24 protein-coding genes are annotated in these 25,386 nt (G+C 46.5%); 3 read left to right on the top strand and 21 right to left on the bottom strand.

Features of this window, described 5'->3' with window-relative positions; translation table 11 throughout:
- Positions 1 to 219: 219 nt before the first annotated feature.
- Together BTJ40_RS23145 and BTJ40_RS09585 are read right to left on the bottom strand one after the other, a co-directional pair.
- Positions 220 to 621, bottom strand: coding sequence for a transposase (locus tag BTJ40_RS23145; protein ID WP_369974276.1), 402 nt, complete (start codon positions 619 to 621; stop codon positions 220 to 222).
- A gap of 107 nt (positions 622 to 728) precedes the next feature.
- Positions 729 to 1,139 (bottom strand): NUDIX hydrolase, encoded by a 411-nt coding sequence (locus tag BTJ40_RS09585; protein WP_108732877.1) that lies wholly within the window; start codon positions 1,137 to 1,139, stop codon positions 729 to 731.
- Between the two features lie 339 nt (positions 1,140 to 1,478).
- Between BTJ40_RS09585 and BTJ40_RS22770 the strand changes: the two genes are divergently transcribed.
- Together BTJ40_RS22770 and BTJ40_RS09575 are read left to right on the top strand one after the other, a co-directional pair.
- A complete protein-coding gene (locus BTJ40_RS22770; protein WP_369974275.1) occupies positions 1,479 to 1,640 on the top strand; it encodes a phage integrase N-terminal SAM-like domain-containing protein in 162 nt (53 codons plus the stop codon).
- Between the two features lie 38 nt (positions 1,641 to 1,678).
- A complete protein-coding gene (locus BTJ40_RS09575; protein WP_238152180.1) occupies positions 1,679 to 2,248 on the top strand; it encodes an integron integrase in 570 nt (189 codons plus the stop codon).
- A gap of 137 nt (positions 2,249 to 2,385) precedes the next feature.
- Here BTJ40_RS09575 and BTJ40_RS09570 read toward each other — a convergent pair whose 3' ends face one another.
- Both BTJ40_RS09570 and BTJ40_RS09565 read right to left on the bottom strand, forming a co-directional pair.
- On the bottom strand, positions 2,386 to 3,948 hold the full coding sequence (locus BTJ40_RS09570) for an arylsulfatase (RefSeq protein WP_202862877.1): 1,563 nt from the start codon (positions 3,946 to 3,948) through the stop codon (positions 2,386 to 2,388).
- Between the two features lie 42 nt (positions 3,949 to 3,990).
- Positions 3,991 to 5,040: an HAD family phosphatase gene (locus BTJ40_RS09565; RefSeq protein ID WP_108732875.1), complete on the bottom strand. Its 1,050-nt coding sequence runs from the start codon at positions 5,038 to 5,040 to the stop codon at positions 3,991 to 3,993.
- Positions 5,041 to 5,146: 106 nt separating this feature from the next.
- On the opposite strand from BTJ40_RS09565, the gene BTJ40_RS09560 reads away from it, so the two are divergent.
- Positions 5,147 to 7,417: a tetratricopeptide repeat protein gene (locus BTJ40_RS09560; RefSeq protein ID WP_108732874.1), complete on the top strand. Its 2,271-nt coding sequence runs from the start codon at positions 5,147 to 5,149 to the stop codon at positions 7,415 to 7,417.
- Here the strand turns inward: BTJ40_RS09560 and BTJ40_RS09555 are convergent.
- From BTJ40_RS09555 to BTJ40_RS09475, 17 genes are all read right to left on the bottom strand, one after another.
- Positions 7,414 to 8,757, bottom strand: coding sequence for a hypothetical protein (locus BTJ40_RS09555; RefSeq protein WP_108732873.1), 1,344 nt, complete (start codon positions 8,755 to 8,757; stop codon positions 7,414 to 7,416). The genes BTJ40_RS09560 and BTJ40_RS09555 overlap by 4 nt on opposite strands.
- A gap of 12 nt (positions 8,758 to 8,769) precedes the next feature.
- Complete coding sequence (locus BTJ40_RS09550; RefSeq protein WP_108732872.1) at positions 8,770 to 9,522, bottom strand: outer membrane lipoprotein-sorting protein; 753 nt, start codon at positions 9,520 to 9,522, stop codon at positions 8,770 to 8,772.
- Positions 9,523 to 9,534: 12 nt separating this feature from the next.
- Positions 9,535 to 10,764, bottom strand: coding sequence for an FtsX-like permease family protein (locus tag BTJ40_RS09545; protein ID WP_108732871.1), 1,230 nt, complete (start codon positions 10,762 to 10,764; stop codon positions 9,535 to 9,537).
- Positions 10,765 to 10,766: 2 nt separating this feature from the next.
- On the bottom strand, positions 10,767 to 11,486 hold the full coding sequence (locus BTJ40_RS09540) for a hypothetical protein (RefSeq protein WP_108732870.1): 720 nt from the start codon (positions 11,484 to 11,486) through the stop codon (positions 10,767 to 10,769).
- Entirely contained in the window at positions 11,483 to 12,187 is a 705-nt protein-coding gene (locus BTJ40_RS09535) for an ABC transporter ATP-binding protein (RefSeq protein WP_108732869.1), read from the bottom strand. Before BTJ40_RS09535 ends, BTJ40_RS09540 begins: the two co-directional genes overlap by 4 nt.
- Positions 12,187 to 12,921 carry a lipopolysaccharide assembly protein LapB gene (locus tag BTJ40_RS09530; RefSeq protein ID WP_108732868.1) on the bottom strand — a complete coding sequence of 245 codons (735 nt, stop codon included), beginning with the start codon at positions 12,919 to 12,921 and terminating at the stop codon, positions 12,187 to 12,189. Before BTJ40_RS09530 ends, BTJ40_RS09535 begins: the two co-directional genes overlap by 1 nt.
- A 19-nt stretch (positions 12,922 to 12,940) precedes the next feature.
- Positions 12,941 to 13,195: an acyl carrier protein gene (locus BTJ40_RS09525; RefSeq protein WP_108732867.1), complete on the bottom strand. Its 255-nt coding sequence runs from the start codon at positions 13,193 to 13,195 to the stop codon at positions 12,941 to 12,943.
- Between the two features lie 2 nt (positions 13,196 to 13,197).
- Positions 13,198 to 14,328, bottom strand: coding sequence for a hypothetical protein (locus tag BTJ40_RS09520; protein ID WP_108732866.1), 1,131 nt, complete (start codon positions 14,326 to 14,328; stop codon positions 13,198 to 13,200).
- Positions 14,325 to 15,239, bottom strand: a complete 915-nt coding sequence (locus BTJ40_RS09515) for an alpha/beta hydrolase (RefSeq protein ID WP_108732865.1) — start codon at positions 15,237 to 15,239, stop codon at positions 14,325 to 14,327. The genes BTJ40_RS09520 and BTJ40_RS09515 overlap by 4 nt, the downstream gene beginning before the upstream one ends.
- A complete protein-coding gene (locus BTJ40_RS09510; RefSeq protein WP_108732864.1) occupies positions 15,236 to 17,203 on the bottom strand; it encodes an NAD(P)/FAD-dependent oxidoreductase in 1,968 nt (655 codons plus the stop codon). Before BTJ40_RS09510 ends, BTJ40_RS09515 begins: the two co-directional genes overlap by 4 nt.
- Positions 17,200 to 19,062 carry an acyl-CoA dehydrogenase gene (locus tag BTJ40_RS09505; RefSeq protein ID WP_108732863.1) on the bottom strand — a complete coding sequence of 621 codons (1,863 nt, stop codon included), beginning with the start codon at positions 19,060 to 19,062 and terminating at the stop codon, positions 17,200 to 17,202. Before BTJ40_RS09505 ends, BTJ40_RS09510 begins: the two co-directional genes overlap by 4 nt.
- Positions 19,055 to 20,074 carry a hypothetical protein gene (locus BTJ40_RS09500; RefSeq protein ID WP_108732862.1) on the bottom strand — a complete coding sequence of 340 codons (1,020 nt, stop codon included), beginning with the start codon at positions 20,072 to 20,074 and terminating at the stop codon, positions 19,055 to 19,057. The genes BTJ40_RS09505 and BTJ40_RS09500 overlap by 8 nt, the downstream gene beginning before the upstream one ends.
- 2 nt (positions 20,075 to 20,076) lie before the next feature.
- Positions 20,077 to 20,607 (bottom strand): hypothetical protein, encoded by a 531-nt coding sequence (locus BTJ40_RS09495; protein WP_157953985.1) that lies wholly within the window; start codon positions 20,605 to 20,607, stop codon positions 20,077 to 20,079.
- A complete protein-coding gene (locus BTJ40_RS09490; RefSeq protein ID WP_108732860.1) occupies positions 20,604 to 21,437 on the bottom strand; it encodes a hypothetical protein in 834 nt (277 codons plus the stop codon). Before BTJ40_RS09490 ends, BTJ40_RS09495 begins: the two co-directional genes overlap by 4 nt.
- Positions 21,434 to 22,474 carry a hypothetical protein gene (locus tag BTJ40_RS09485; protein ID WP_108732859.1) on the bottom strand — a complete coding sequence of 347 codons (1,041 nt, stop codon included), beginning with the start codon at positions 22,472 to 22,474 and terminating at the stop codon, positions 21,434 to 21,436. The genes BTJ40_RS09490 and BTJ40_RS09485 overlap by 4 nt, the downstream gene beginning before the upstream one ends.
- 3 nt (positions 22,475 to 22,477) lie before the next feature.
- Complete coding sequence (locus BTJ40_RS09480; RefSeq protein ID WP_108732858.1) at positions 22,478 to 23,626, bottom strand: amino acid decarboxylase; 1,149 nt, start codon at positions 23,624 to 23,626, stop codon at positions 22,478 to 22,480.
- 92 nt (positions 23,627 to 23,718) lie between these two features.
- Positions 23,719 to 25,194, bottom strand: coding sequence for a class I adenylate-forming enzyme family protein (locus BTJ40_RS09475; protein WP_108732857.1), 1,476 nt, complete (start codon positions 25,192 to 25,194; stop codon positions 23,719 to 23,721).
- Positions 25,195 to 25,386 lie beyond the last annotated feature (192 nt).

Raw genomic sequence — 25,386 nt, 5'->3', positions numbered from 1 at the left:
CGATCGACTCCTCATCTATACAAGGGAGGTATATTTACAGAGATATAGCCTTTATCATACTTCAGCGTTCAATACAGAAAAAACCGAAAACACAAACTATTAAACATCCTATTAGATATACGAGTTCATTTGAGATAACTTTAATTTTTTTTGTTAATGGTGGCAGGATTATGAGTACCATTTGAATCTTTTTAAAAACACATACCACTAAAATCGGTGTTATCGCCTACCATGATTAAAAAGCTGAGGACAGTGCGTGGCTGCCTTTTTTAGAAACTCAACCTCTTGAAGAGCTTCATGCAGCTCTTTCTTGAGGATGCTGTGTTCACACTGCCACTGAATCTCACGGCTAGAGGTGATGCCTTTGGAGTAAGCAAATAAAATGATCTTCAGAAGAATCGCGGGATCATAAGCTGAGCGGCCACCACCATCATTTTGATACTTATCATTAAAGGCAGATAGATCTATGTGATCATTGATCAGATGGTGGAGAGTAAACTCAAAAGTTTGAGGCTGTAACTGCTCTTCGAAGTTAATTACAACCATGGCATCTTGGTTGTAATCATAGTGCTTAAAGTTGGGCATGTTGAGGATCTCAATAACGAGATCCCATTTTATCAAAAAATACTATCTTTTAAGAGTTTTTCTACAGCCTGAACGCCAATAGCAGCGGGCGGCGTTAGCCGTCCGATGCCTAGCCTTGTTAGCAGCTTTAGTATACTCAGTGTTCATGAATTTAAATAACCTTGTAAACGTGAGACTAAAGCCGGAATTGCTTTTGGATGGACAATATACTCACCGATAGGCATAAGTTTCCAATATTGCCCTTCATTGCCAAATTTTATTGATTCAACTTCATTTGGGGTGCCCTGAATTACAAAGAAGAACGAGTACCCGTTACCAAACTGACTTTCGACTTTTTTCTTATATATAAATCTTGTTGATGGAATTCTGAGAGAAAACTCTTCATCTAACTCCCTTAAAGCACATTCCTCTGGTGATTCATTGCCTTCTCTTCCTCCGCCGGGAAAATCCCAAAGCCCTGGAAAGGGAATACTTGGAAAATCATCTCTTTTATAGACAAGCAGCTTATCTTCAATGATATATGCGACCTTACTTCCTGAGAAATCCTCTTCCATCAATCCTTTCCGATATTGCCTGCTAACATTTATATAGTAATCATTCTGATCACTATTATCCTGATTACTATCTTGGAATCAATCTAACGAAAAAACACACAAAACCCAAGGAAAATCAGCATGTTATCCACCCTTTAGAACCATTGTGCCAAATGGAAAAACGATCACTTTGACTACTATCCCCATTTTATACGGTCTCCCTAATTCATTGAAATACAACAGGTTTTCAACCATTCCAGCTCTTAGCCAGAAATAACGGTCAAACTGATCGAAAATCTTGATGACTCCCAGTAAAATGTTCATTAAACTGTTAATGCATACAGTATCCGGACTGTAAAAATGGACGATATCCTTATTCCGCTACCCCAGCGACCATCCCGCTTTATGGACCGTTTTAGGGCGTTTATACGGTCTCGCTATTTGGCATACAAAACAGAAAAGACATACTGCTTTTGGGTGAAGGACTTTATACGTTTTCATGGGATGCAACATCCGTATTAGAGCACCTTAGCGGTCCAAATAAGCTTGCTGCTTCATTAATGTATGGTTCAGGCCTTAGAATTATGGAGGCTGTGCGGCTTAGGATACAGGACATTGATTTTAGTAATCAATGCTTGATTGTACGGGAGTCCAAGGGTGAGAAGTGGCGAAGAACACTACTGCCTCGGTCTCAGATTAAGCCTCTCAAGGTGCAAATAGCACATGCGCTTTCTCTACATCAGCAGGATTTGGCAGAGGGCTATGGGTATGTCTATTTGCCTTTCGCTCTGGCGAAAAAGTACCCACAAGCAGCGACGAGTGCTGCTTGGCAGTACGTATTCCCCGCTCGATTTCGATCGCAAGACCCTCGCAGCGATATGATGCGACGGCATCATATTGGTGAGCAGCAAGTTAGGCGGGCCGTTGCCGTGGCCGTTTCGGCCCTCAATATTCGTAAGAAGGCGAGTTGCCATACATTTCGCCATTCGTTTGCCACCAACCTTCTGCGGGCTGGTACTGATATACGCAATATTCAAGAGCTACTCGGCCACAACGATATCAGTACAACCATGATTTACACCCATGTTATAGGCGTACATGAGCGCGGTGTTACCAGCCCTCTTGACTGATTTCGGTCCCCTGGCAGCTAAGCCTTTGAGTGGTAACTGGCTTTGGGCCAAGTTTTGTTGATTTCATCTGCCTGAAGCTCTGCGTTAAAGTGTTCCCAGGTAATGCCATTAATGTCAGATCTGCGGCAATTATATTGTTAATTACTACCACTCGCCCCAGCTTCCAGCTGCTTCTGTACCTTATCCAAATTAAAAGATCCGGGTACCTGGCTGGGTGGATATTCTTTCATAGTTTGCAAAAATTTTGATGCGAGTTGCTGCATGGGAACCAGGACAAAAGCCCTGTCTATAAACCAGTCGTTATAGGTATTCGAGTTGTGTTGGGCTTTTTCGAAAGGATCTTGCCTCAAATTGAACAATAGTGGCACTCGTAATTCAGTAAAGGGCTCTCGCCAGACTTCAAAACCCCGCCCGCGATTTTCCAGGAAAATAGCTTTCCAGGGTTCGTAGCGCATAGCTACAATTTGGCCGTCATCATTTACGTAGATAAATTCTTTTCTTGGAGATAGTTTTGCTTTGCCGGTGAAGTAATCCATCATGTTGTAGCCATCAACATAATTTCTGTACTCGCGCCCATTGAGCTCGACCCCTTCCTTGAGCTGCTCCTTGATATTCGGGTTCCCCCCGGCCGCAGCGAGAGTCGGCAGCCAGTCCTCATGGGAGACAATACCTGTCAAGGTAGTACCCGCTGGAAATTTGCCCGGCCAGCGTACAAAGGCTGGCACCCTATAAGCTCCTTCCCAATTGGAATTTTTCTCACTGCGAAATGGCGTAGTTGCAGCATCTGGCCAGGTATTGAAGTGGGGGCCGTTGTCTGTGGAATAAAACACGATGGTATTGTCGGTGATATCCAGGCGATCGAGCACACTTAGCAGCTTTCCTACCAGGATGTCATGCTCAACCATGCCATCCATATACTCATTGCTGTTGGGGCCCGCAAGGTTTGTGTGCTCCTCTCTGACATGGGTGCGAAAGTGCATCCGGGTGGCGTTCCACCAGACAAAGAATGGGGTCTTAGCCGCGTGTGCGCGTTCGATAAAGTCGATAGCTGCCGCTAGGGTTTCATCATCGATGGTTTCCATCCGTTTCTTGGTGAGGGGGCCGGTATCTTCGATTGGTCCGCCGGCCTTGGCCTTAATCACTCCTCTGGGGCCAAACTTCTTGCGGAATTCAGGGTCTTTGGGATAGTCCCGGTTCTCCGGCTCTTCCTCCGCATTCAGGTGATAGAGGTTGCCAAAGAATTCATCAAAACCATGGTTGATGGGCAGGTGTTCGTCCCTATCCCCTTGGTGGTTTTTACCAAACTGGCCGGTGGCATAACCCAGGCTTTTCATTACCGTGGCGATAGTGGCATCACTCTTCTGCCAACCCTCTTTGGCACCTGGAAGCCCCACCTTAGTCATGCCGGTGCGCACTGGGACATTACCCGCTAAAAAAGCCGCGCGGCCTGCTGTGCATGATTGTTGGCCGTAGTAATCGGTAAAAGAGAGCCCTTCTACCGCTAGCCGATCAATATTGGGCGTGGTGTAGCCCATCATGCCGCGACTATTAAAGCTGATATTCCAGATGCCAATATCATCTCCCCAGATCACCAAAATATTAGGTTTGGTCTGCGCGAAGAGGCTACCAGGGGAAAGGGATACAGCAGCCAGTACAACCAAAAGGAACAGTCGGAGACGGGATCGGGAGATCAGGAGCATTACACACCTCAATATTGGCAGGCTCAATACACCGCTTTAAGACTAGTCCCGGTAGGCGGGAACTTGAGGAATCACCGGCCCCTGGCTTGATTGATCCTTCGCTTCTGGCGGAAACACCGTCCGCCAGTCCTTCGCCATATCTACCACCAACCAGCCATTTGCCTTGGCGGCTTGTAGCGCTTTGTCCAGGCGTCCCACTGAGGAGTTCTTATCGTATGCCCATTCTCTTTTGGCATCGGTATGGTGAATCAGCATGGCAAAACGCGGCCCATTGGCGGCGGTGGTCCATTCCAGCATTTGTAAATCACCATCGGAATTGCCTGCGGCAAAAACTGGCCTCCGGCCAATCACGTCATTGATTGCGATAGGCTTCCCCTGTTTATCGGTGAGGAAGGCCAATTCGTCTAATTTCACAATATAGGGATGCCCACCCCCATTTTCATAGCGCGACTTTAGGCGGCTGCCGATAACCTGCTCTGGGGGGATTCCATATAACTCCTGGGAAAACACTCGAATAAAGTCAGTTCCGCCCCCCGAAACAATGTAGGTTTTAAAACCATTTGCTCTTAAGTATCCCAGCAACTCCAGCATGGGCTGGAACACCATCGCACTGTAGCGCTTACCAGTTTCCGGGTTCTTAGCGCTCTTGAGCCATTGGGCAACAGAGCGCTGGAAGGCATCCGTACTCAATCCCGCATGAGTCGCAATAAGCATTACTTCCAAACCTTCCCTGCCTTGCCCCAACAGGTTTGATAAATCGCCCTTTAGGATCGAAGCGAAGGGCTCTTGCGTTTTCCACTCTGGGTGTTGGGGCGCTAGCCTTTTAACCTCATCAGCGGCATAGAGAAGCTGGAAGTACACGGGCTTCTCGGACCAGAGGGTGCCATCATTATCAAATACCGCTATACGTTCACCGACAGGTATAAAGTCGGCACTGTCCTTACGGGTAACCTTGTCAACAAAGGCCACAATTTGGGCTTTAACGCCATCTTGCCAGGATGGCAAGGGAGAACTGAGTGCCGGTAAGCTGATTACCAAAACCAGCAATAGACACCCTCGGCTCAGGGCAACCCTAAATTTCCAATCCAGCATTCTGGCCCTCTCACAAAATGACATTTACGGCACATGAACTAATCTTTTGGCCTAGGGAGCCTCTGAATAACTCCCTAAGATAAGAACTCATCACAATAAAAAAACCGTGATAAATATAGCTGGCACTAGCCTCCTCCAAATCAGCCTTATCTGTCTCCTACTGGTGGCCTGTGGTAACGAAGAGCCGGTTGATACCCAACCTCTCAAGCGCCAGGACGAAGCAATTAGCTCAGAAGCCACTTTCGTGGGCTCCGCGCAATGCGCCCTATGCCACAAAGATGAGGCCAGTGCCTGGCAAGGTTCCCACCACCAGCTGGCAATGCAAGTCGCCAATAGTGACAGCGTTCTAGGTGATTTTTCCGGGGTGGCATTCGAGTATCTGGGGCAGAAATCTCACTTCTATCAAAAGGAAGGGCGCTATTACGTACGCACTGATGGGCCCAGTGGAGCCCCCCAGGACTATCCCCTTGCCTATACATTTGGTGTCCACCCTTTACAGCAATACTTGATTGATTTGGGAGGCGGACGTCTTCAGGCACTGAGTATCGCTTGGGATAGCCGGGACAAATCTGTCGGTGGCCAGCGCTGGTTCCATCTCTATCCCGATCAAGCGTTAGACCATCAACATCCCCTGCACTGGACCGGCATAAACCAGAATTGGAACTTTATGTGTTCCGACTGCCATTCCACCAATCTGCAAAAGGCCTATAACCTACAAACCGATAGCTACCAGACATCCTGGTCAGAGATCAGTGTCGGTTGCGAATCCTGTCATGGCCCGGGATCGAGACACCTTCAGTGGGCAAAAACACAAAATGAGGCATTGCAGAATAAAGGGCTAGATCCCCATTTTATTGACCCAACCCAACAGATCCGGGAAATGGATTTGCAAACGGGGATTGCCAAGCTTGCGCCATCGGCAGCCATCCAGCGTGAAATAACAACTTGCGCCCAGTGCCATTCTCGGCGGAGTACCCATTTACCGGGAGCGAAGGCTAACAGCGAATTACTGGATCATTTCAACCTCACACTTCTGCAAGAGCCTCTCTACCACGCAGATGGCCAGGCCGATGGCGAGGTATTTGTGTACGGATCGTTTCTGCAAAGCAAAATGTACGCAGCAGGTGTTACCTGTGGCCACTGTCATAACCCCCACAATCTACAACTGAGAGCAGCTGGTGATGCAGTTTGTGCCCAGTGCCATATGCCGGAGCGATTTGCCCGTACTGATCACCATCTGCACCCCACTCAAAGCCCCGGTGCCCGCTGCACAAACTGCCATATGCCGAAGAAAAATTTCATGCAGGTGGATGGGCGCCGGGATCACAGTTTCCGCATTCCCCGACCTGACCTTTCCGAGGCGCTGGGCACCCCCAATACTTGCAACAGCTGCCATCAAGATAAATCGAGCCAGTGGGCAGCGATTATATTGGAAGACAAATACGGCTCACCTCCCCCTCACTACGGGCAGACATTGCACGCAGCTATTCGCGGGGATAGCACGGCCGATAAGATGTTAATGGACCTTATTCAGGACAGCAGTCAACCGGAGATTGTTCGGGCCAGCGCAATCCGTTTGTTACCGCGCTTCCTGACGATAAATTCCGCTCAGTTACTCCAACAAATTGCCCAAGGCGAAGAACCATTATTAAACCTGGCCCTTGCGCAGTCTCTGGATGAACTACCAGAGCAATTGCGACTGATGATCGGTGCACCTCTGCTTTTCAGTAAAATGGCCGTGACCAGGTCGCTGGCTGCCAATGGCGTTACCGATGCTCAGATCGGGACTGGGACTATGCCCGCGCAAGTACAGCAGCAATACTCAAAGGCCCTTAAAACCTATACCACCTCAGAATTATTCAACAGCGACCGGCCGGAATCCCTGGTAAACCTGGGCAACCTCCATTTCCGGAGAGGAAACACGCAACAAGCAGAAGCCTTCTATCGCCGGGCAATAACCAAGGCCTCCTACTACACACCCGCCTATATCAATTTGGCCGACCTTTACCGGGCAAGTGGACGTGAAACCGACGCGGAATTATTACTCAGAGGAGCACTATCGAAGAGTGAGGATATCGCCGTAATCCAACATGCCTTAGGCCTTTCCCTGGTTCGTCAGAACCGCCACCAGGAGGCAATGGGTTTTCTAAAGGCGGCGGCTGAGCATGAGCAAACCCAGAGTCGCTATCTCTACGTATATGCCATAGCCGTTCACTCGGAAGGCAACAGCGAACTCGCCCTGGATATTCTAGAAGACGGCTATCACCAGTTTCCGCAGGACCTGGATATTTTGCGGGCATTAATTTCTATTAGCAGGGAATCCGGCAAGCGGGAAATCGCACAAAAATATGAAGCACTTTTAGCCAGCAAACGCTAAAAATCATAATAGAGACTTAACCTAAGAAGCCTTTCAGTAGGCAGCAGACCAAATTCACAGGACTCACAGCCCCTGAAAAACTGGGCTTGCAGTCGAGTACTAAAATGCTCAGTCCAGTTCTGAATCAATTCCAGGTTGTGGTACTGGCTCTTGTCATCCAGGTTGTATTGCACACTCTGACGATATTGAAACTTCTTATCCAGCCGGGTGTTACCCCACATCAAGAACAAATATTCCTGCCGTAGTTGTCCGGTAGATAAAAGGTTAAAACTATCGGACAGAAAAGAAATCGCCTCATAAACCTGCGCGCTGTTCAATTCGTTCTTTGCACTATCTACCTGTGTTTGAACCAAATCCCACTCGTCATCATCGAATCCATGCTGGTTATACAGATACTCCGCAGTAACATCCCATCCCTGGTTGAAGCTGAGCTGAGTGCCAAGTACCAGCTTCAAATAACCATCGTCCTCTGCTGGAAAATAGGAGAGTTCGCCCGGCTGCGGTAACTCCCGCTGATGTTCCCAAGCCCCCTCCAACCTGAGTGTGGCACTGTCTCCAACCAAAGTACTCAACCCGAGAGCGACATTGGTTGCCTCCCCCTCTATCTGATGTAATACCAAGCGGGTATCCAAGTCACCTTCACGATTCACCACGAGTGCGTACTGAAACTCATGGTCATTTCCTTTAGTGTCAAAGTGACCACCCAGATTATCCTCAACCTGAGCCATGTAAATGCCAGTGTTCCAGCGACCATAGCGGAAATCGAAATGGGCCATATCCCAGCCCAGTTGCTGGGTAAGTTCATCGGCATCCAGATTGGGGCGATCAAAAGTGGCTTTTAAAAGATTTGCCGGAGACCAGTTGTAACCGTTGCTCCACTGAGGTTTTATCCGACCGACGTTAATACCAAACCTTCGGTTGTCAGTGTAAGAAGAGAAATACCCCTCTAGCAGATGGGATTCTGTCTCTTTTTCAGATGTTCCAGCCTCATTAGACCGATAGTGCTCTATCGCCGCAAACCGCGAGTAAACTGAGAAGTGTGCTCCCAGGGAGAACTGGCCACTGAGATCCAGAGCAAGCAAAGACTCTTGTTCGTCAAAGACAAACAGACCCGGATCGAAATAGAGGTCATCCCGAACTTCATTCTGCTGGTGATACCCCAGTAGCGAAGCATCAATATCCCAAACAACTCGAGAACCCCCTTCCTCAGTGCTCACTTCATCGAAAAGTTCCGAGTTGGTTTCGAAAGGGTCCTGATAGTCTTCGGCACTGGCAACTTTTTCAGCAAAAGCGAGAGGAAGGAATATAAATGGGAGAATTATCCTGATTCTGATAACCATTACCGACTCACCTCAATTCAGCCTGCCAAGGGAGCCTTTTTGGAAAATTGCCGGGTCCAGGCTCTCAAGACGATAGTCATCGAATTTCATCCAGGTATAACTCTCGTCAATGAGCGCATCCACCAAAAGTAATTTATGCAGTTTCAGCTCGCCTTCAAACTGCTTGAACTCTTTATAGTGCGCTGTTTTAAGGAGGCGCCCGGAGCGGGTATAAAACTCCCCCTTTAAAGGCAGGTTTCCCTCAGCCTGTGCCATCCAAACTTTTACTTTGTCATAGGCAACGCCAGAGGATTTTGCCGATAAATACAGCACCCAGTAATCTTCCCCATCAACAGTTTCCTGCCCTTGCAGCTCTGCGGTGTAATCCCGGGAGAAGTTTGCCCCCACTACATCACCGTTACTGGTCTCACCAATTAACCGCTGTGAGGGCGCAATCCGGATAACCCTGCGCGTACCGGGAATATAGAGCCACATATTGGCGCTCTCTTTTAGCATTGCCCTGCCCTTTTCCCGGGCGGGTGCCAAAAACTGGATCAGTGATTGCTCATTAAATACTTTGACACTGAGCTTATTGGTGCGGGGCTCCTTGTCCTGTTTATAGCTGATATTGGTGATATCAAAGCTAAAGCCCTGATCCCTGAACCCGCGAAAGTCATCCAGCTTATTAACCAGTGACTCAGCCGAAACCGATGCATAACTTGAGTAGCTAAACAGCAAGCAGGCTATCGCCAACACCCACCCATAAAAAAAATTCAACTTACACATAGAAGACCCAAATCAAGTAAACCTAAGTGCTTTTACTACCGGCAGCCGGGATGCTTTTATCGCTGGATAAAGGCTGGAAACAAGTGAAATACAAAAACCCAACAAGAATGTTTTCAATAAGATATCCGGCACGACAAACACACGGATAGGATAGTCCTGGGTACTGCCCGGTGGCCGGGGCATCATCCATTCAGCATAGGTAATTCCCTTGGCTGCCAGTGCACCAATCAGTAGCCCCAGCAAACTTCCGATTAAACCGAGAAATACCGACTCCAGTAAAATCAGGTTTACAACCTGGCGAGGAGTGCCGCCCATGGCCCGGATAGTACCCAGCTCACGGGTACGCTCCATTACTGCCATCAACATGGTATTGGAAATACTCAACGCGACGATTACCAACACAATGACGGTAATAAAACCAAAAACCCCGTTAAACAGGCCAACAACCTGATGATAATAACCCGCCAGTTCTTCCCAGCTTTTTATTTCTAGGTTCAAATTGTTCTGCTCAAAGACACTGGCCAGAGTCGCAATTGAGGTAGATGTAAGTTCGGTCTCCTCCAATAAAACCACTAGCCGTGTAATATCTGACGTATAGAGCAGTTCCTGGGCCAGAGGCAAATTCACCCTGAGCAAGCGATCATCCAGCTCCTTAACACCGGTTGTGATTACCCCCATCACCTGTACATCGACAGCATTGATTGCTCCATCCTGGGTGCTTGCCAACAGGGTCAAGTAGTCCCCAATCTGAACATCCAGGGCATTGAACAAGCCTTCTCCAAGGTGTGCAGCAGAAATATCCTCTGGAAATAGATCGTCCCCTTGAACAATCTGAATTGCAGAGGAAAGCATCACTTCTTTCTCCGCATCAATACCAATTCCAGTGATGGCTATCGATTGCTTGCCATCACTAAGCAGGCCATTGAAATTAAGGCGAGGCGCTACCACCAGTGTATCGGTTTCGTTTTCTACCAGCTCGGAAATCTTTTTGAGTTCCCCATCAGCAATCAGGTATTTTTCCGGTTCCGCTTTGCCAAACTGGTTGTAGCCTTTGGCATAGATTTGTATATGACCAAGCTGCGAGCGGATCATACTCTCCCGCATCCCCTCATACATCGACTGTACAAAACCGCCAAAAATAATCAGGCTGGTACAACCGAAAACGATCGCAGCCAAGGTAATTAGGCTGCGGCGCCCGTTACGCATAATATTCAGCAGTGCAACTTTCCAACCCAAGCCCATGACTAAATACTCCGAAGCGCCTGCTTGGCTTTAGTGGACCAGTCGGTATCCGACTCGGCCACCTTCCCCCAAAGAACCCGGGCATCATCGGGCTGTTTGTTGCGCTCGTAAGCCTGGGCAAGGTAGAACTCTACAAAGCCGAGAAATTCTTTACCGAACCGATTGCCCACCTGTTCCCTAACCAGCTCCAGGTCTTCAACAGCGTAGCGCGCTCTTTTTAGAAAGGCCGGCATATTGGCACAGCTGATTCCCCGCTGAAGGCGGGCGCCTAGATTGAATGGAGATTGTTTAACAGCCCGATCCATCATGCGATTGCCTCGTCTGGAGAACAGCGATAGTTTTGCCAATCGATCAAGGTAGAAGCTGGATTTAAAGGAAGTTGTCGATCCCAATGCAGCATTGAGTTCGGGGTCATCCGGGAGACTCTCCAACAGTGACTGCATCAGAGCCTCTAACTCCTCAACATCCTGCAACTCTGCATCTTCCATCGACGTAAGGCGCGCAAGCTGAGCCAAGTAGGCCTGCTTTCTCTGCTCCCTGGTCGTTTCTCCATTAACAGCAGCAAACAGCGCTTCCCTTTCACTATTGGTGAATGGAATCGGAGTTGGAAAGACGAAGTCTTCAGCCAAAGCCGGTGCAGAAATTAAGAATGCAACTGAAATAGCCAAAGCCGCTCTAGTTAGCGGGCCCCTAGCCAGCAACATTTTTATGATTGCTGTCATGCAAAAGCCTCCTGAACAATACCTTGAGGCGAAGCTGTATCCTCTACCAAATGACCATCTCGTACCGTGATAACACGAGATGCCAAGCTGGTTACATAATCATCATGGGTGGCTACGATAAAAGTGACACCCTGCTCCCGGTTGAGCTGCTTCATAAGGCTCATAATGCTCTCCGACGTGCGCGAATCCAGATTGGCTGTAGGTTCGTCCGCAAGCACCAGATCTGGCTTACTGACAATTGCCCTGGCAATCGCCACTCGCTGCATCTGCCCTCCCGAAAGCTGGGTAGGACGCTGATTAACCAACTTGGCAAGCCCCACTGCTTCCAGAGCGTCTAACGCTAGTTGCCTGGCATTGTTAGCCCCCCGCAGTGTCAGCGGGTACATCACATTCTCAAGTGCTGTAAGCACGGGAATCAGGTTAAAAGACTGGAAAACAATCCCAATATGACGACCTCGGAACAGGGAGCGCTGATGCTCTCCCAAACTCCCAAGATTAACGCCATCAATATGAACTGATCCGGAATCACACTGATCCAATGCGGATAGAAGATTCAATAATGTGCTCTTACCACTACCGCTGGGTCCTTTCACAGCCAGAAACTCACCTCGATCGATAGCAAGATCTATATCCCGCAAGGCGTCGACCCAGAGATCGCCCAATCGATAGCGCTTTGAAACACGCTTAAGCTCAACCAACATTAACTTTTACCCAGGGTGACTGCCATTTGCCCCAGTTGCTCACAAGAGGTTTGCATCGTGGCAGGACAAGGAGCCATTGCTATTGCTTTTTGGTAGTAATCCATGGCCACTGCCAAATCCTCAGTGCCCTCTCCAGCTTTCACCCAGTAGGCATTAGCCAAAGACAAATACACCACCTGCTGCATAGCAGCCGGCAATAGATCGGGATCTGAATCCATCAGATTCTTAAACCAGGCTTCATCTTCGAACACCCGCTCAAAGTGGCCGCTTACTTCTCCTACATAAGAAAAAGTAATCAGCCGTATCAGGCGCACATTAAAATCTGAATCGGCACTGAGACCTGCCTGATCCACCTCGTCCATCGCATGCCGCAGACGGTAAAGCTTGTAAAGCCCCATCGCAGGGTCAAACATCGCACCTGCGCGCTTGCCCTCATTGGAGTAATACGCTGCACGTATCAGCATATCGTCTGGACGCTGTTGGTACGCGGCTTCCAGTAAGTGGGCAGCCTTCTCAAGCTCGTTATGGTGACTAAATAACTGTCCAAGCTCCAACATCAAGTCGGGGTCTGTACTATTTTCACCAATCTCCTGCTGGAGAAACTCCACCTGCTCCATCTCGCCTTCTGAATAGGCAATCTTGCCAAACTCGATGGGAGCAGCACCTGAAAACCAGGCAACAACATTTCCAATAAAAAAACTACTGATAAGAATGGTAAGTACTTTTTTAAACATTGACTGCTCCCGAAGTACGCTAGACTTCTTCCGAGTTTTCAATTAGTTGACCATCCATTTCCCTTAGGGTGGTGTGCTCATCGAAAACGAGATTTTCGGGGCTCATCACCCCCGGGTATAACTGCTCGCAAATTAGAATCACCTCGACAATATTCAGGGAATCTACCCCGAGTTCTGCAATGGGTGTATCTGCATCGACAGCATCAACATTCAGCATAAGAGCTATTTGCTCACAAAGCTCTTGTACCTTGTTCTCTACAACTGCTGTAGACATAATTACTCTCCAGTAACATTTCCTATTTTTAAGTTATTAAATCGCAGCAAGTAGTCCAATGTTAAAGTAAAAACACAAACATGCTGCTCTCGTTCTGAGTATTTTTGCTGCTGTTTTATGGCAGCAGAACTGATCATGGGCGGTATATAGAACCAGACTTTTGCAAGCCAATGGTGTCCATAAAAAAACACCCGCTGAAAAGATTCGTAAATATTACAGATAGGTTTATCACTTATTGAAAGTGCCGGGGGTATTACACCCTCATCTCCCGAACCTTCAATGATCTCCACCATCTTGCTGGTATTCATTGCCAGTATATTGAGTAAAAACTGGGCAAAAGGCAGATAGAAAGTTTGAAAGATATAATCTTCCCTATCGAGACTTGATTCTGAGTCCTGCCAGGCTCGATCCAACTCTTCCTGCACCATGTCGGTGTAACATTGTAGATCGATCCCCTCTACGACTCTATTTTTATGAGCCTTATTAAAGACCTTTGCCCGCTTCTTCTGATAACCAACCGTTAAAGGCAGGCTTTGTCTACCCACTTTTAATTTGGTGCCGCTTGACTCCGCCAAACGATTGGCAATATGAGCATAAAAAGTGGTATCAACAGGCGAGAAAAGCTTAGAGGTTACCTCAGGTAAACTGTTGAAGAGTTTATCGGTAGCTTCTTCAGGAGTCACCAGGGCCGCATCAAATGACCCAGATTGATGATATTCAGCAGAGAGCCAAATAAGCTCTCTGGCTGATATAAAAACATCATCTTCAGGAAAGAGCATTTTAACATTCTGCAAAAGGCTCTTTCTTTCTATGGAGAAACCAAAATACTCTATTTCAATTAAGTAGTGGCAATCTACCGTATCGGCACCAACAGCAGGAAATAGTGATAAATCCTGACCAACAAATAGACGATCGTCCTTCAGGTAATAATAAAGGGGAAATCGAAACGCCTTGCCAACTTGCAAGTGAAAAGTGTTTTTATCACTTCTCTTTATAGTTCCTAAAGATGTCCAATCTTCGCCATGCCCTGCTCCCCAATCGGCATCACTTAAAAATGAACTCAGTGAAACCTCTCCACCGACGGGCAACATTTTTTCTCTCATCAGGGGAGTTTTGCCTTTGCTAGGTCTCATGCAACAGCCCCCTCAGGTTGCCGCATCAAAGTTGTCAACCAGTTGGAAATAGGTTTTGCCGAAGCAGAAATAGCTGACATATGAGTAGCTCTGGGCAACTCAGTGAGTCCAGCCTTAATACTGGGCGAGAGATACCAGCTCAATACAGTGTGGAGCACATGGGTATCAAGTACTTCGTCCTTCTCACCGACAAAAAAGTGGCAGGGTACATTTAAACTCGCAAAGAGATCCGCGTATCTCTTTACGTTATAGGCACTGAGTAAGTTAAATGTGCAGTCCAGAACTCTCCCCTGATTCCCCGCTGCTGATCCCACCGGGGGAAAGCTCAGCACTGATAACTTCCTCAATGGGGGGAACAAAAGTGCCAGCCAATATTTCAGCATTTTTATTTTTGGCAGATTCTGATCACCAGCCGATGCCCTAGGCCGCGTATAGTGACGCTTCCTTCCGTAACGAATGTAATACTCAAAGCCAGATGCGGGAATATCGTACTTTCTTGTTTCCTCTGACTGAGTCAGAGGCGGTGCTATCGCAAAAAAACCTGCAATATCTTTACTGCCATATAGGTGCAGATATTTAAGTGCAACCAATGATCCCGCGCTGTGCCCTCCAAGAACAAAGGCCTTAGCCCCTCTTTTTTTGAGGTGTTTTAATAGATCGGCAAGATCGTCTTGCAGTTGATCGGAATAATCGAGATCCCCCGGAACACCTTCACTCTTACCATGGCCTCGCCAGTCTGGCAGACACACACTAATACCGTTTCGGTGTACCATCCGTCCAAACATTAAATACCACTGGCTACTGAACGTGCTCCCGTGCATGCAGACAAGCACCAAGTCAGATTCATCGCACGGCAACCAGCGAAAGGAGAGTTTTTTTCCATCCCGCGCCTGAAAGAACTCCTGAATCACACAACCTCCGAATCCGCATGGGCAGAGTCTAATTCAGCTGTGGGCATAGCTTCACGCTGGTCAATAACCGAATCCATTATGCTATCCGGCTGACTGCGTGCAAAAGCAAGAAATACAGGAACCATACTGGGGATCGCAATATACTCCTGAGTCTGCACCCAGATAGATTTTGCTTTCTTGTTAACCTCAGCAAGTTCTTTATTGGAGTAGCTACCTGCAAGATCCATAACTTCAATCGTATCTGTGTGGAAGGACTCTTCCGATACAACAACACTCACTGGATCTGCTATATCCTCATTGACTAGATCTGTAAGCTTGATAGATAACTTCTCAAGCAGCCAATTGAGGTCAGCCTCATTCATATTTGGCTTTTGTAAAAGATCAGGCAGGATAATAGCCTGCTGAACAACCATCCGGTTTGCCAGTTTAGGGAGGTCGAGTCGCGCCTGGACAACACTCAGGAAAACTTCAACCCAAAGTTTGACCCGCAGATCGATTCGCCAACCGTCCCGGCCATGGGTTCCCATCAAATATACAAAGTACTTATAGTGATCGGCACCGGACTCAAAGAAACCTTCACTATTTCTGCGAAAATATCGATTCTGAGCTTTAAGTTCTTTTGCCGTTTCAACTAACAGGCGTTGCAGGATTAGCTCAAGGGCCATATATCCACGGCGCAGGTAACTCTTGCGTAGCCAGTACTCCTGATCCAGATAATTGCCTGACATATAATCCCAGGCACTCTCCAGGAAATAAGCAGCGGTATTGTAGGCCAGCAGAGGAGAACACAGTTCAGCAGAGTCAATAACCGGGTATACATTTGCTACATGGGCATAGAGGCCCTGGTAAAATTCTGTGACCACTTGATTCGCGATCGGCAATTCTTTTGCAAGCCGCTGCTGAGCTTCATCACGATTATTGTCTGAGATATCAGCAACAATGTACTTACAAATATGGTCATTAAACAGGGCTATCATGTCGCCCCCACCACTAAACAGAGGATCAAGGAACATCGAGGAAAATCCGGAGGTAGCCCAGCGGTCCTCAAAGATAAACTCATCCGCTCTATAGGCAAGCTGTCCCCAGGCCTCGAAATCAATAAGCTCGGCGCCTTCCAGAAGCTCCGAAATAGCTCTATAAGCCAACAGAAAATCTAGGAAATCTTGCTTCTTTGTGGGCGGCTTGTCGAATTTACTATTCTCGCCAACGATACCTACACTGGTATAGCCACCACTTAAGGGTATAAACCAAACCCAGTAACCATCTCCAGAAAAATGATTGGTTGAAAGAAAGCGTCCAAAGGCCTTTTTTCTCCAATTCATATCTCCCATGGAGTCGATATCCTGTATGTTCTTAAACCGACCCCAGGCAGAGAAGTGTTTAGGGACATTCTCAACACGGGTAAGCTTCTTATGCTTCTTAGCAACCCGATTTCGACCACTGCAATCTACTAACCAGCGGGCGTTAACCACTCCGCTAGCGCCATCTTCCATAAGCTCTATAGAATGGAGTTCATCACCTGGCTGTATGTTGAGATTTTTTGCTTTTACACCTTGAATAACCTCTATGCTATTCGCCCTATTCATATCGACAAGGTCGGATTCCAATCTGGCCCGGTCAATTTGAAAAGCTGGATGAGGCGGAATGCTGGTGGTTCCGTGTTCACTCATCTCAGTTAATGGCAGTGTATGCTCGGGATTATCGTAGAAAAAACGCAGACCATTTTTAGGCAAGTGATTCCTATAGAGATAATTCACCAAACCCAACTGCTTCATAAAGTAGTGGCCGGTCATCTCCACTGTCGCTTCACCAACTTTGGCCCTAAACTCAGTATTTGCCTCAACAACCAATATGGTTAAAGCATCATCATTGAGCTTAAGTTGACGGGCCAGGGTTAAGCCAGCCCATCCACCACCGATAATCACTACATCGTAATTGGATTCCAGCTGATCAAGCTTGCTCATGAGACAGCCTCCACGTTTGATAATAATGAATTCCAGGAGGAAGCGTCCATTTCACAAAAAGAGTCCTGATCCTGAAGGATGTCCAGCAGCAGCTTAGTACGGGGTAACTCATTGCGAATAAAGAATTTAGCACTGACAATTTTCGAGCGATAGAACTCCTCATCAGTATCGTTCAGGTCCTGCCTCAACTTATCTGAAGACGCACATGCAGCCTCCAATAGAAGCCAGGCCAAGGTTATATCACCAAGCATATGTAGAATACGTGTGCTATAGGCAGGGATTTTGAACATTTCTTTTGTCTTCACCCATACCTGCACAGCTTTCAGTGCTGCCTCAAAATGTCCAAACGAGGTCTTTAAGCGCTCAAATTCAATCTTAAACTGAGGGTAGTCCGTGGCCCGATTGAGGAAATTATCAATTTCTGCCTGATAGAATTGGAATAGCTTACTGGAATTACCCAATCCTAACTTATCCCGGATCAAGTCCTGGCTCTGGATATAATTCGTTCCCTCCCAGATTGCCAGCACTTTAATATCCCGGGCATATTGCTCTATACCCAGATCCTTGAGATAACCCTGACCACCACAGGTTTGGATCGCCAATTCACAGATACGCCAAGCCTGGTCGCTGATATAGGCTTTAACAACTGGAGTTAGCAGGTTCATTAAACCCTGGTAGTGAGCAATGCGATCCTTTTTGCCTTCCTGCCCCTGGTAGATTTTGACTAAGCTTTCTGACAACGTCAGTTTAGCAATCAATGCTCTACAGCCCTCTACCTTGGATTTCATTTCCAACAACATACGCTGGACATCGGTATGCTCAACGATATTGACCCGGCTTGCGGTAGAGCTAAAGCTCTCGTGAAATCTCTTGCCCTGTAAGCGCTTTGTCGAATAGGAAAGTGCATTGTAGTAGGCTGAGGAAGCCATACCCAAGGCATAAACACCTGTGCTGATTCGTGCCTGATTCATCAAGGTAAGAAACTGCAACAAGCCTACATTCTCACGGTTCCCCAGCAGGTAAGCCCTACAGGGGCCATTTTCACCAAACCGAAGGTGAGTGTTTGCACACCCTTTAAAGCCCATTTTCTCAGCTAGAGAAATGCATTCTATATTATTAAACTCGCCGAGACTCCCATCCTCTTCAACCCAGTACTTAGGCACAATAAAGCAGGACAAACCGTAGGTGCCCGAGCCGCTTTTTTCGCCACGACCCATAACGAAATAAACGGTGTTTTCTGTCAGGTCGTGCATACCGGCACTGATCAGATATTTTTCGCCCGTTAACAAATAAGTGCCATCTTCCTGTTTCGCAGCGCGAGTCTCTACAAGGGATACATCACTTCCCGCCTGGGGTTCAGTGAGGCAGAGACAAGATGTCCACTCTGAGGTGGCTAATTTGTCCCTAAACAGGTCTTTTTGCAGATCGGTTCCATATTTTTCCACCAAGGTGGAGGACGGCAAGCAAAAACCACCATAAGTCATAAAACTTGGATTTGCCCCCATAAACATTTCCAGGAGCATTTGCATTACAAAGGGCGGAATAGTCGTATTTTGCTCGCCCTCAAATGAGGAAATATTCCCCCAGTCATCCTTAAACCGCTGCCACATCTCGGGGAATGCGCTCGGAAGCTTTACTTTCCCATTCTCTAACTTGCATCCCTCCCGGTCTGAATCCTGATATCCCGGCCCGAGAACTTCATAAGAGAATTTTTTAGCCCTAACTAAAATTTCATGGAGAATCTCTAGTGAGCACCCTTTAAACATCTGGTCGCTGAACAGAGTTTTAGCTTCATGGAACTGTTCTTCAATAAGGAATTGAAATTCTCTTATATCAGTTTTATAAATATTATTATCCATGTCTTGCTCCTTGATATTCCAACAGCGTGCGCCAACTACCTGCACCTAATACCCAGTCAAATATCTGGTTGTGTCTTCCCCGGTAAATCCTCTTGGGATACCTTAATGCCTCACGAATATGCGAAAGATAATCCTGGCCTAGAGTGTCACCCAGGTGCTGGGCGGAACTAAAATCTATATAGGCGTCTTCCAACACCAGTTTCTCAACATTTACCAGTCTTGAAAGAAATCCCTGAAAATTGGGTGAAGGGATATCTATTTTCAGGCAACCTACCCTGCCGCCCCCCCCTAGAGTTAACAGCCATAGATCAGTCACCTTTTCCTCAATGTAATAACTGATCAATTCAGAGAGAGGTTTAATACTCAAGTAGTGCCAGCCGTCCTCTTCGATACTGGGTAACCATGAGGCCTTATCACTATACGAAAACCCTTTCAGCAGCCCCTTAGCCCATTTCGAGCGGATATCAAAGGAAACTACTCGAGTATCATCACTAGAGTTGGTTGAGATTACCTGCTTAATACTCTTTACTAAATCTGGTGCGCCAGATAATGATGGCGCTTGAGAGAGAATATCGCAGCTGGATATTTGACAGAGATGTGTTTCACAATACTCGCGACAGATCCAGGTAGCCGCTGCCCCCACAAGAACATCTAAGCCATCTTGATCAGGCCCAACTCCAATTCCCAATGAATCCAGGCACTCTTGTTGCCGCTCTTTGCCCAGTTCGAGATTTAAGATCAAAGCTTCGGCTTCAGTACACTTTGAAAAACTCAATACTGCAGCATGGAAGCTGGTGCAGGCGCTACCAACAAATCGAATATTATGCCCACCATCTTCAAGGTCTGCTATAAACTCTACAATCCGACTATCCTGTAGAACATTAGCCTCACCCGCAGAAACTACATAGATAAGTTCTGGTAACAAATCATATTGATCCAGGTGTCCTCTCAAGGCATCAAGTAATCGATCAACCTGCCCGCCACTGTCTACCCATAGGTTTTTAATAAACATCTTTATGCTGTCCCGTCCATGGTGTTTATTGTTATATCACCGAAACCGCACTCGATAAGTAGTTTAGAAAGTCCCTCAATTAAGAGATCATGGCAATCAACATCCACTGCCAACCTGATTTTCAGCTGGTTTGTTCCCGCTTCAAATGGGTGGCGAACCAAGCTATCTTCAATAGCTATATATCGTTTTCCATCTCCAACCAATATCGCTTCTTCACCTGCCAGGTCATGAAGCATTAAAACGCTGTCTTGTAATAGAGCACTTGGCATACGCCCACCAGCGGGCATCTGCATTTTTATCAAGACTAAGTCTATATCCAGTTCAGAATCTTCAAAGTATCGCAGAATATCCAGCAGCAATTGATAGTGCTCCGAATGATTCAGCAGTACCGGGCTGGAATTAACTGGTAGGCTGGATAATGCAAGATAGTCTTGCTCAGTACTCAACGGCAGCATTTGTGCTAAGCAGGATTTCAATGTGTCCGGATAGGGGTTACGTTCGAGACACGTTGATAGCTCAACAGTCTTCATCACGCGGCCTCCATTAGATAGAAGTGACTTTGTTCATCAACGGTAACTTCTACAGTGCAATAATAGCCATTCAATGCAATCGAACAGGCCAGAAAATTTTCTTGCTTGTCAAAGCCTTTTTCAGCGCCTTGGCAAATAATATTCAGCCAGGGATCACTACCAAAACAATGCCCCCATCGATCGTGCAAGTCTGGTAACTTTTGATTGGCCGACAACAATTTGGAGAAAATCTGGCGAATATTCTCTGGAAAGAATGGCAAAGATAAAGTCAGGTCATCTCGTCCAACAGCCATTTTTCGGATGACAGTGGCAAATTCTGGAGTTGTATTATAAGTAATCGTGCAGGATGCATTAAGGTTTATACTGTCAAGATCCCGCACTTCAAACAACAGTGTACAGAGACCAAAACCACTATGACCCCAATTTTCATTTTCTCGCCAAAACGTTAGATCTAAAACATTGGCGTCAAGAATACTTACCAGTAAGTAGCGCGATTCCGGATTTTGTATCAGGTAATGTCGAAGGCTATAACCCCAAGATGCACATTCATAGGTATTAACAAAACTGGTAATTGGCGCTCTTGCATTATCACCGTAATTGAAGTCCTGCTCACTAATCGCCGATGAACTCAAAGGAAGTTCAATCATGGTAGAGCATAAAAAATGGCGATCTATTTGCGAATCTTTTATCTCTGGAGCAGCATCTAATACACTATCTGTCTGTCTTCGGATAATCCTGGCAATATCACTAAAGACAGTTGATACATCACTACTGGATGAGACAGTGATACCTTCTATAGGGATAAAAGCTGCAGATCGTAAATACAGGCTCATACCCGCAGCCCCTTAAATTTGCTATATATCTCAAAGAAGCACCGATATGAACTGCCTTCCATTTTTGTGAAAGCCAACAGATCGCGCTGTCGATTCACGGATTTGATCTTTCCTGACAAGACCAGGTTCAGCAAAAGCTCATTGCTGGTAAATTTCGTTGCCAGAACACGGTTTACACTGTGCATAGAGAAAGTGGTTGCAGCTACCTGCTCATTACACAAATGAATTAGATACTCTATATGAGCCTGATCTTCGCTGGTTAAATGAGCTTCTTTACAGTCATGTAGGCAAAGCACAAAGTGCATTAGTGATTTGACAAAGCGCGGGCGAACCAGAGTTAAAAATCGATTGACGCTACCCAACCCACCTTTACTCAACAACATATCTTTGGTAATTGATACTTTACCCTTACAATTTCCCAGCTGTAAGGTGTCATTTAAAAACGGCTCTCCTACAGTACTCTGCCGTAGTTGGTTACAGAGTTCTGGCGGCAACATCACTGTCAGGGGAAAAGGCCTTCCCGGTTGCTTGGTAACTACCATGGCAAAGCCAAGCTTATGTGCCTCAATGCCGTGGATTTTGTCGACATTCAGTAGCATGTCGCTATCAGTTTCAACCAGCTCTGTCTTCCAACCCATAAGACTCGGGCCGCCGGGGTCTGTCATAAGGAAGTGGCCGAAAATCCCCTGCTCCACCCATTTATTGACCTGGGCAAGCTGATCATCTGTAGCAGTCAGGCTCAACATAATCGAGCCAAATAGCCCGATCATATTGTGAAAGTGATTATCCAGTCCTTCATCCCGGACAGTGTCAATAATTTGATCGATAACAAAGGTCTGCTCAAACTGCTCTAATGGCTGCTGAACCGAAGCTTCCCTAAGTGGTGCAAGCTCTGTCAAAGGATCTTCGATAATCATTGATGCATCGAATAGCCTAGCACAAGAATTTTCTAACAGCGATTTCAATGTGCTGGGCACTGGTGAAATACTGGATAATTGATTGAGAACAAAACCACCTACAACCGATTGCATTTCCATGATCTACTCCACCAGATAAGAGTTCGGAGCCGGCAACTTGAGGAAAGGTGCTACGGTATAACTTGCGTTATAGGCACCACATCCATCAAATATGACTAAGTCCCCTTCTCGAAGGTCAATATTGCTGACTTCCCCAATCACATCTTCCTTATTGCAAGAAGTGCCCACTAAAAGGACTTTCTGCCCCTCATCATTCCCCTTTAGAGGAGTCCCATTACGTAAAACATGAGGTTGCTGGAATCGTTTAAAGGTACTTTCCGTTTTTGCCAATAGGAAATTTTGGGCCATTCCCCCATCACATACGGCGTACTTGTCACCGTTAATGGACTTTATATAGCGAACTTCCGTGACGAAATAACCGGCTGAGCCCATAATTGCTCGACCACTCTCGTGAACCACCTTGATATGATCAGGAAATTCAGCAATCAAATTTCTATATTGCTCAAAATCAAACTCCTGCTCCCGCCAATTGGGGTCAAACCCGCCACCTAGATTGGCTAATGACAGAGGGTATCCCAGTATTTCTTCAAACTCATAAACAACTTGTAAGGCCACTTTGGCAGTATCGAAAGCACCTTTATTAAAGGAATATGAGCCCCTAAACAAATGAAAACCTAAAACTGGAATCTCATGTTTCTTGCAAAAATCCAAAGCCTCAAGGCAGCCATTCCAGTCGAAACCAAAATGATCTTTTCTTAGGCCCTTTTGATTCCTATCAAAGTGGCTCAAGATTGAGGGATTAAGCCTTAAAACGACGGGGTTTACTGGCCGCCTTGCCTTCAACTCCTCAACCAAAGTTAATTGATTGAGGTTGTCTATAATTAAATGGCACTTACTCGCAATGGCAGCGCGTATAAAGGCCTTATCTGCCGATGGATTATTGACAAATCGGGGGCTATTCCCTTTAGGAAGTAGATTTAGTTCGCCTATAGATGCAATCTCAATACCGTCTTCAAAGATGTGCCCACAACGAAGTATTAAATCAAGGCAACTATTGGCTTTTAGAGAGTATATCAATCCCGTGCCCAGCGCTTCCTTCAGCTGCTTATAGTTATCGTGAGCAGTTTTAACGGAATAGATATAACAAGGTGTAGATAGCTGTTTCTTGTTTTGGCCCAACTGTTGAACCAGCGCATCTGACAGTGCACCCATAACTCCCCCAAGGGTTAAACGTATCGTTTATATTTTTATTAAGTTAGCGTTTTATGTCTTAGGCGGGAATCCGCCTAAATATACTCAGATTTTTAGGCATGGACTTGTAAATCCTGTTCTAAGCGCTTCCTGTCGACCTTGCTATTAGCGCTTAATTGAATTCCATCAACAAACCTGATATCTCTCGGCATGTAGTCAGTATCCATGTTCGCTTTCAGCCAAGTGCGAAACTGCTTCTGATTGTCAGCAGTATTCTCATGAAGCTCCACAACACAAGTAGCCACTTCATTCTCGAGATTATCTTTGGTGCCGATGACTGCATTGATATGCACCAAAGGGCACATATCGATATGATTTTCCAGGTCCTTTGGAAACAGACAAAATCCACCTTGTTTTATTAAGTCTTTTGAACGCCCTTTAAAATAGAAAAAGCCATCCTGATCACGAGTAAAAAGGTCTCCCGTCGCCAACCAATTGTCGTCCCGATATCTGCCCGGAACGATTTCTGCACCACCTTGAGCGGCCGGGTTATAGTAGCCTTGCATCACTGCCGCCCCACGAACATAAAGCTCACCAACCTCATCAGCTTTTGCTTCTCTAAATTTACTGACCTCGGAGTGAGGTATAAATATACGCACATCCAGGCCAGGGATCGGCTTGCCAACTGAACCCATCTTTTCTTCCCAAAGCTCTGGCTCCAAGTACAAGGCTCGCTTGCACTCAGTCAAACCATACATAGAGAAAACATTTAGACTTGGGCAGTACTCCTTCCAGGCGCGAATCATGTACTCAGATAAATGGCCCCCAGTATTGGTGATACTGCGCAGATTGCTGAGATCAGGTTTAACCAAACCCACCAGTTTCACTAGGGCAGCCCCCATTGCTGGCACGATCGGAAGAACAGATATATCCCGCTCTGAAATCGTTTTAAGGGCTTGTATGGGGTTAAATGGTTTGTCGTAGAGGATGGTTGTACAGTTGCTATATAGCGCAAATAATACCTGATAAAGACCGTAATCAAATGATAAAGGGGATAAGCACAAAATTCTGTCCTGTGCTGTCAGGCCCAAATATTGGGATATTGAGGCCAAGGAGGTCAGAACATTTTGATGGGTAAGCATAATGCCTTTTGGCTTACCAGTACTTCCTGAGGTATAGATCACCAGAGCCAGATCTACGCCTGTGACTATTGGAGTAGAAGACACTTCAAACTCTGAGCATTCCTGCTGATAATCGGGCAAGGCCTCAATTTTTCCAGCACGCCATATCGCCTTGGCATTGCAGTCTGAGGCGATCATTTTAATTGAAGAATGGCTCAGATCCCCCTTTGCAGGTACAACCACCAACCCCATCTTCCACGCCGCCAACATAATGGCGACCGCCTCTATTTCAGACTGCGTACACACTAAAATGCGGTCGCCAGCACTGAAACAAACTTCTTCATTTGTAAGTGAGAGCCACGCATCCTTACAGTGAGCCGCGGTCAAAACCTCGCCATCCAGATTTTCCAGACGACCTTGCCAACATTTTTCCACAACTTTCTCGAACAGGCTGGCAAGAGAAAACATTTTTAGTCCATTTATTATTCTAAGATTTTTGATCTAGCCCGAATAAGCCCAAAAAAAACTATTCAAACCGGCTACATGGGACGATCATTTTATAAATCGGATGACCCAACAATGACAAGCATTTTCTGAATAGCTTGTGACAAAATTTCTATCAACCGATGAAAAAATTTTAAAACCAACCCGACCTGATAA

The organism is Microbulbifer sp. A4B17 (assembly GCF_003076275.1).
GTDB lineage: Bacteria > Pseudomonadota > Gammaproteobacteria > Pseudomonadales > Cellvibrionaceae > Microbulbifer.
The sequence above is the reverse complement of the archived record's forward strand: the minus strand, read 5'-3'. Positions and strand labels throughout refer to the sequence as shown.

What these genes read in the sequence shown, in the direction of transcription:
- BTJ40_RS09535 (WP_108732869.1), bottom strand. Translation starts at nt 12,187, where the DNA reads ATGTTGGTTGAGCTTAAGCGTGTTTCAAAGCGCTATCGATTGGGCGAT.
- BTJ40_RS09525 (WP_108732867.1), bottom strand. Translation starts at nt 13,195, where the DNA reads ATGTCTACAGCAGTTGTAGAGAACAAGGTACAAGAGCTTTGTGAGCAA.
- BTJ40_RS09475 (WP_108732857.1), bottom strand. Translation starts at nt 25,194, where the DNA reads ATGTTTTCTCTTGCCAGCCTGTTCGAGAAAGTTGTGGAAAAATGTTGG.
- BTJ40_RS09550 (WP_108732872.1), bottom strand. Translation starts at nt 9,522, where the DNA reads ATGTGTAAGTTGAATTTTTTTTATGGGTGGGTGTTGGCGATAGCCTGC.
- BTJ40_RS09570 (WP_202862877.1), bottom strand. Translation starts at nt 3,948, where the DNA reads ATGCTCCTGATCTCCCGATCCCGTCTCCGACTGTTCCTTTTGGTTGTA.
- BTJ40_RS22770 (WP_369974275.1), top strand. Translation starts at nt 1,479, where the DNA reads ATGGACGATATCCTTATTCCGCTACCCCAGCGACCATCCCGCTTTATG.
- BTJ40_RS09530 (WP_108732868.1), bottom strand. Translation starts at nt 12,921, where the DNA reads ATGTTTAAAAAAGTACTTACCATTCTTATCAGTAGTTTTTTTATTGGA.
- BTJ40_RS09490 (WP_108732860.1), bottom strand. Translation starts at nt 21,437, where the DNA reads ATGAGCCTGTATTTACGATCTGCAGCTTTTATCCCTATAGAAGGTATC.
- BTJ40_RS09575 (WP_238152180.1), top strand. Translation starts at nt 1,679, where the DNA reads ATGTATGGTTCAGGCCTTAGAATTATGGAGGCTGTGCGGCTTAGGATA.
- BTJ40_RS09540 (WP_108732870.1), bottom strand. Translation starts at nt 11,486, where the DNA reads ATGACAGCAATCATAAAAATGTTGCTGGCTAGGGGCCCGCTAACTAGA.
- BTJ40_RS09485 (WP_108732859.1), bottom strand. Translation starts at nt 22,474, where the DNA reads ATGGAAATGCAATCGGTTGTAGGTGGTTTTGTTCTCAATCAATTATCC.
- BTJ40_RS09545 (WP_108732871.1), bottom strand. Translation starts at nt 10,764, where the DNA reads ATGGGCTTGGGTTGGAAAGTTGCACTGCTGAATATTATGCGTAACGGG.
- BTJ40_RS09505 (WP_108732863.1), bottom strand. Translation starts at nt 19,062, where the DNA reads ATGGATAATAATATTTATAAAACTGATATAAGAGAATTTCAATTCCTT.
- BTJ40_RS09510 (WP_108732864.1), bottom strand. Translation starts at nt 17,203, where the DNA reads ATGAGCAAGCTTGATCAGCTGGAATCCAATTACGATGTAGTGATTATC.
- BTJ40_RS09585 (WP_108732877.1), bottom strand. Translation starts at nt 1,139, where the DNA reads ATGGAAGAGGATTTCTCAGGAAGTAAGGTCGCATATATCATTGAAGAT.
- BTJ40_RS09565 (WP_108732875.1), bottom strand. Translation starts at nt 5,040, where the DNA reads ATGCTGGATTGGAAATTTAGGGTTGCCCTGAGCCGAGGGTGTCTATTG.
- BTJ40_RS09480 (WP_108732858.1), bottom strand. Translation starts at nt 23,626, where the DNA reads ATGGGTGCACTGTCAGATGCGCTGGTTCAACAGTTGGGCCAAAACAAG.
- BTJ40_RS09555 (WP_108732873.1), bottom strand. Translation starts at nt 8,757, where the DNA reads ATGGTTATCAGAATCAGGATAATTCTCCCATTTATATTCCTTCCTCTC.
- BTJ40_RS09520 (WP_108732866.1), bottom strand. Translation starts at nt 14,328, where the DNA reads ATGAGACCTAGCAAAGGCAAAACTCCCCTGATGAGAGAAAAAATGTTG.
- BTJ40_RS09500 (WP_108732862.1), bottom strand. Translation starts at nt 20,074, where the DNA reads ATGTTTATTAAAAACCTATGGGTAGACAGTGGCGGGCAGGTTGATCGA.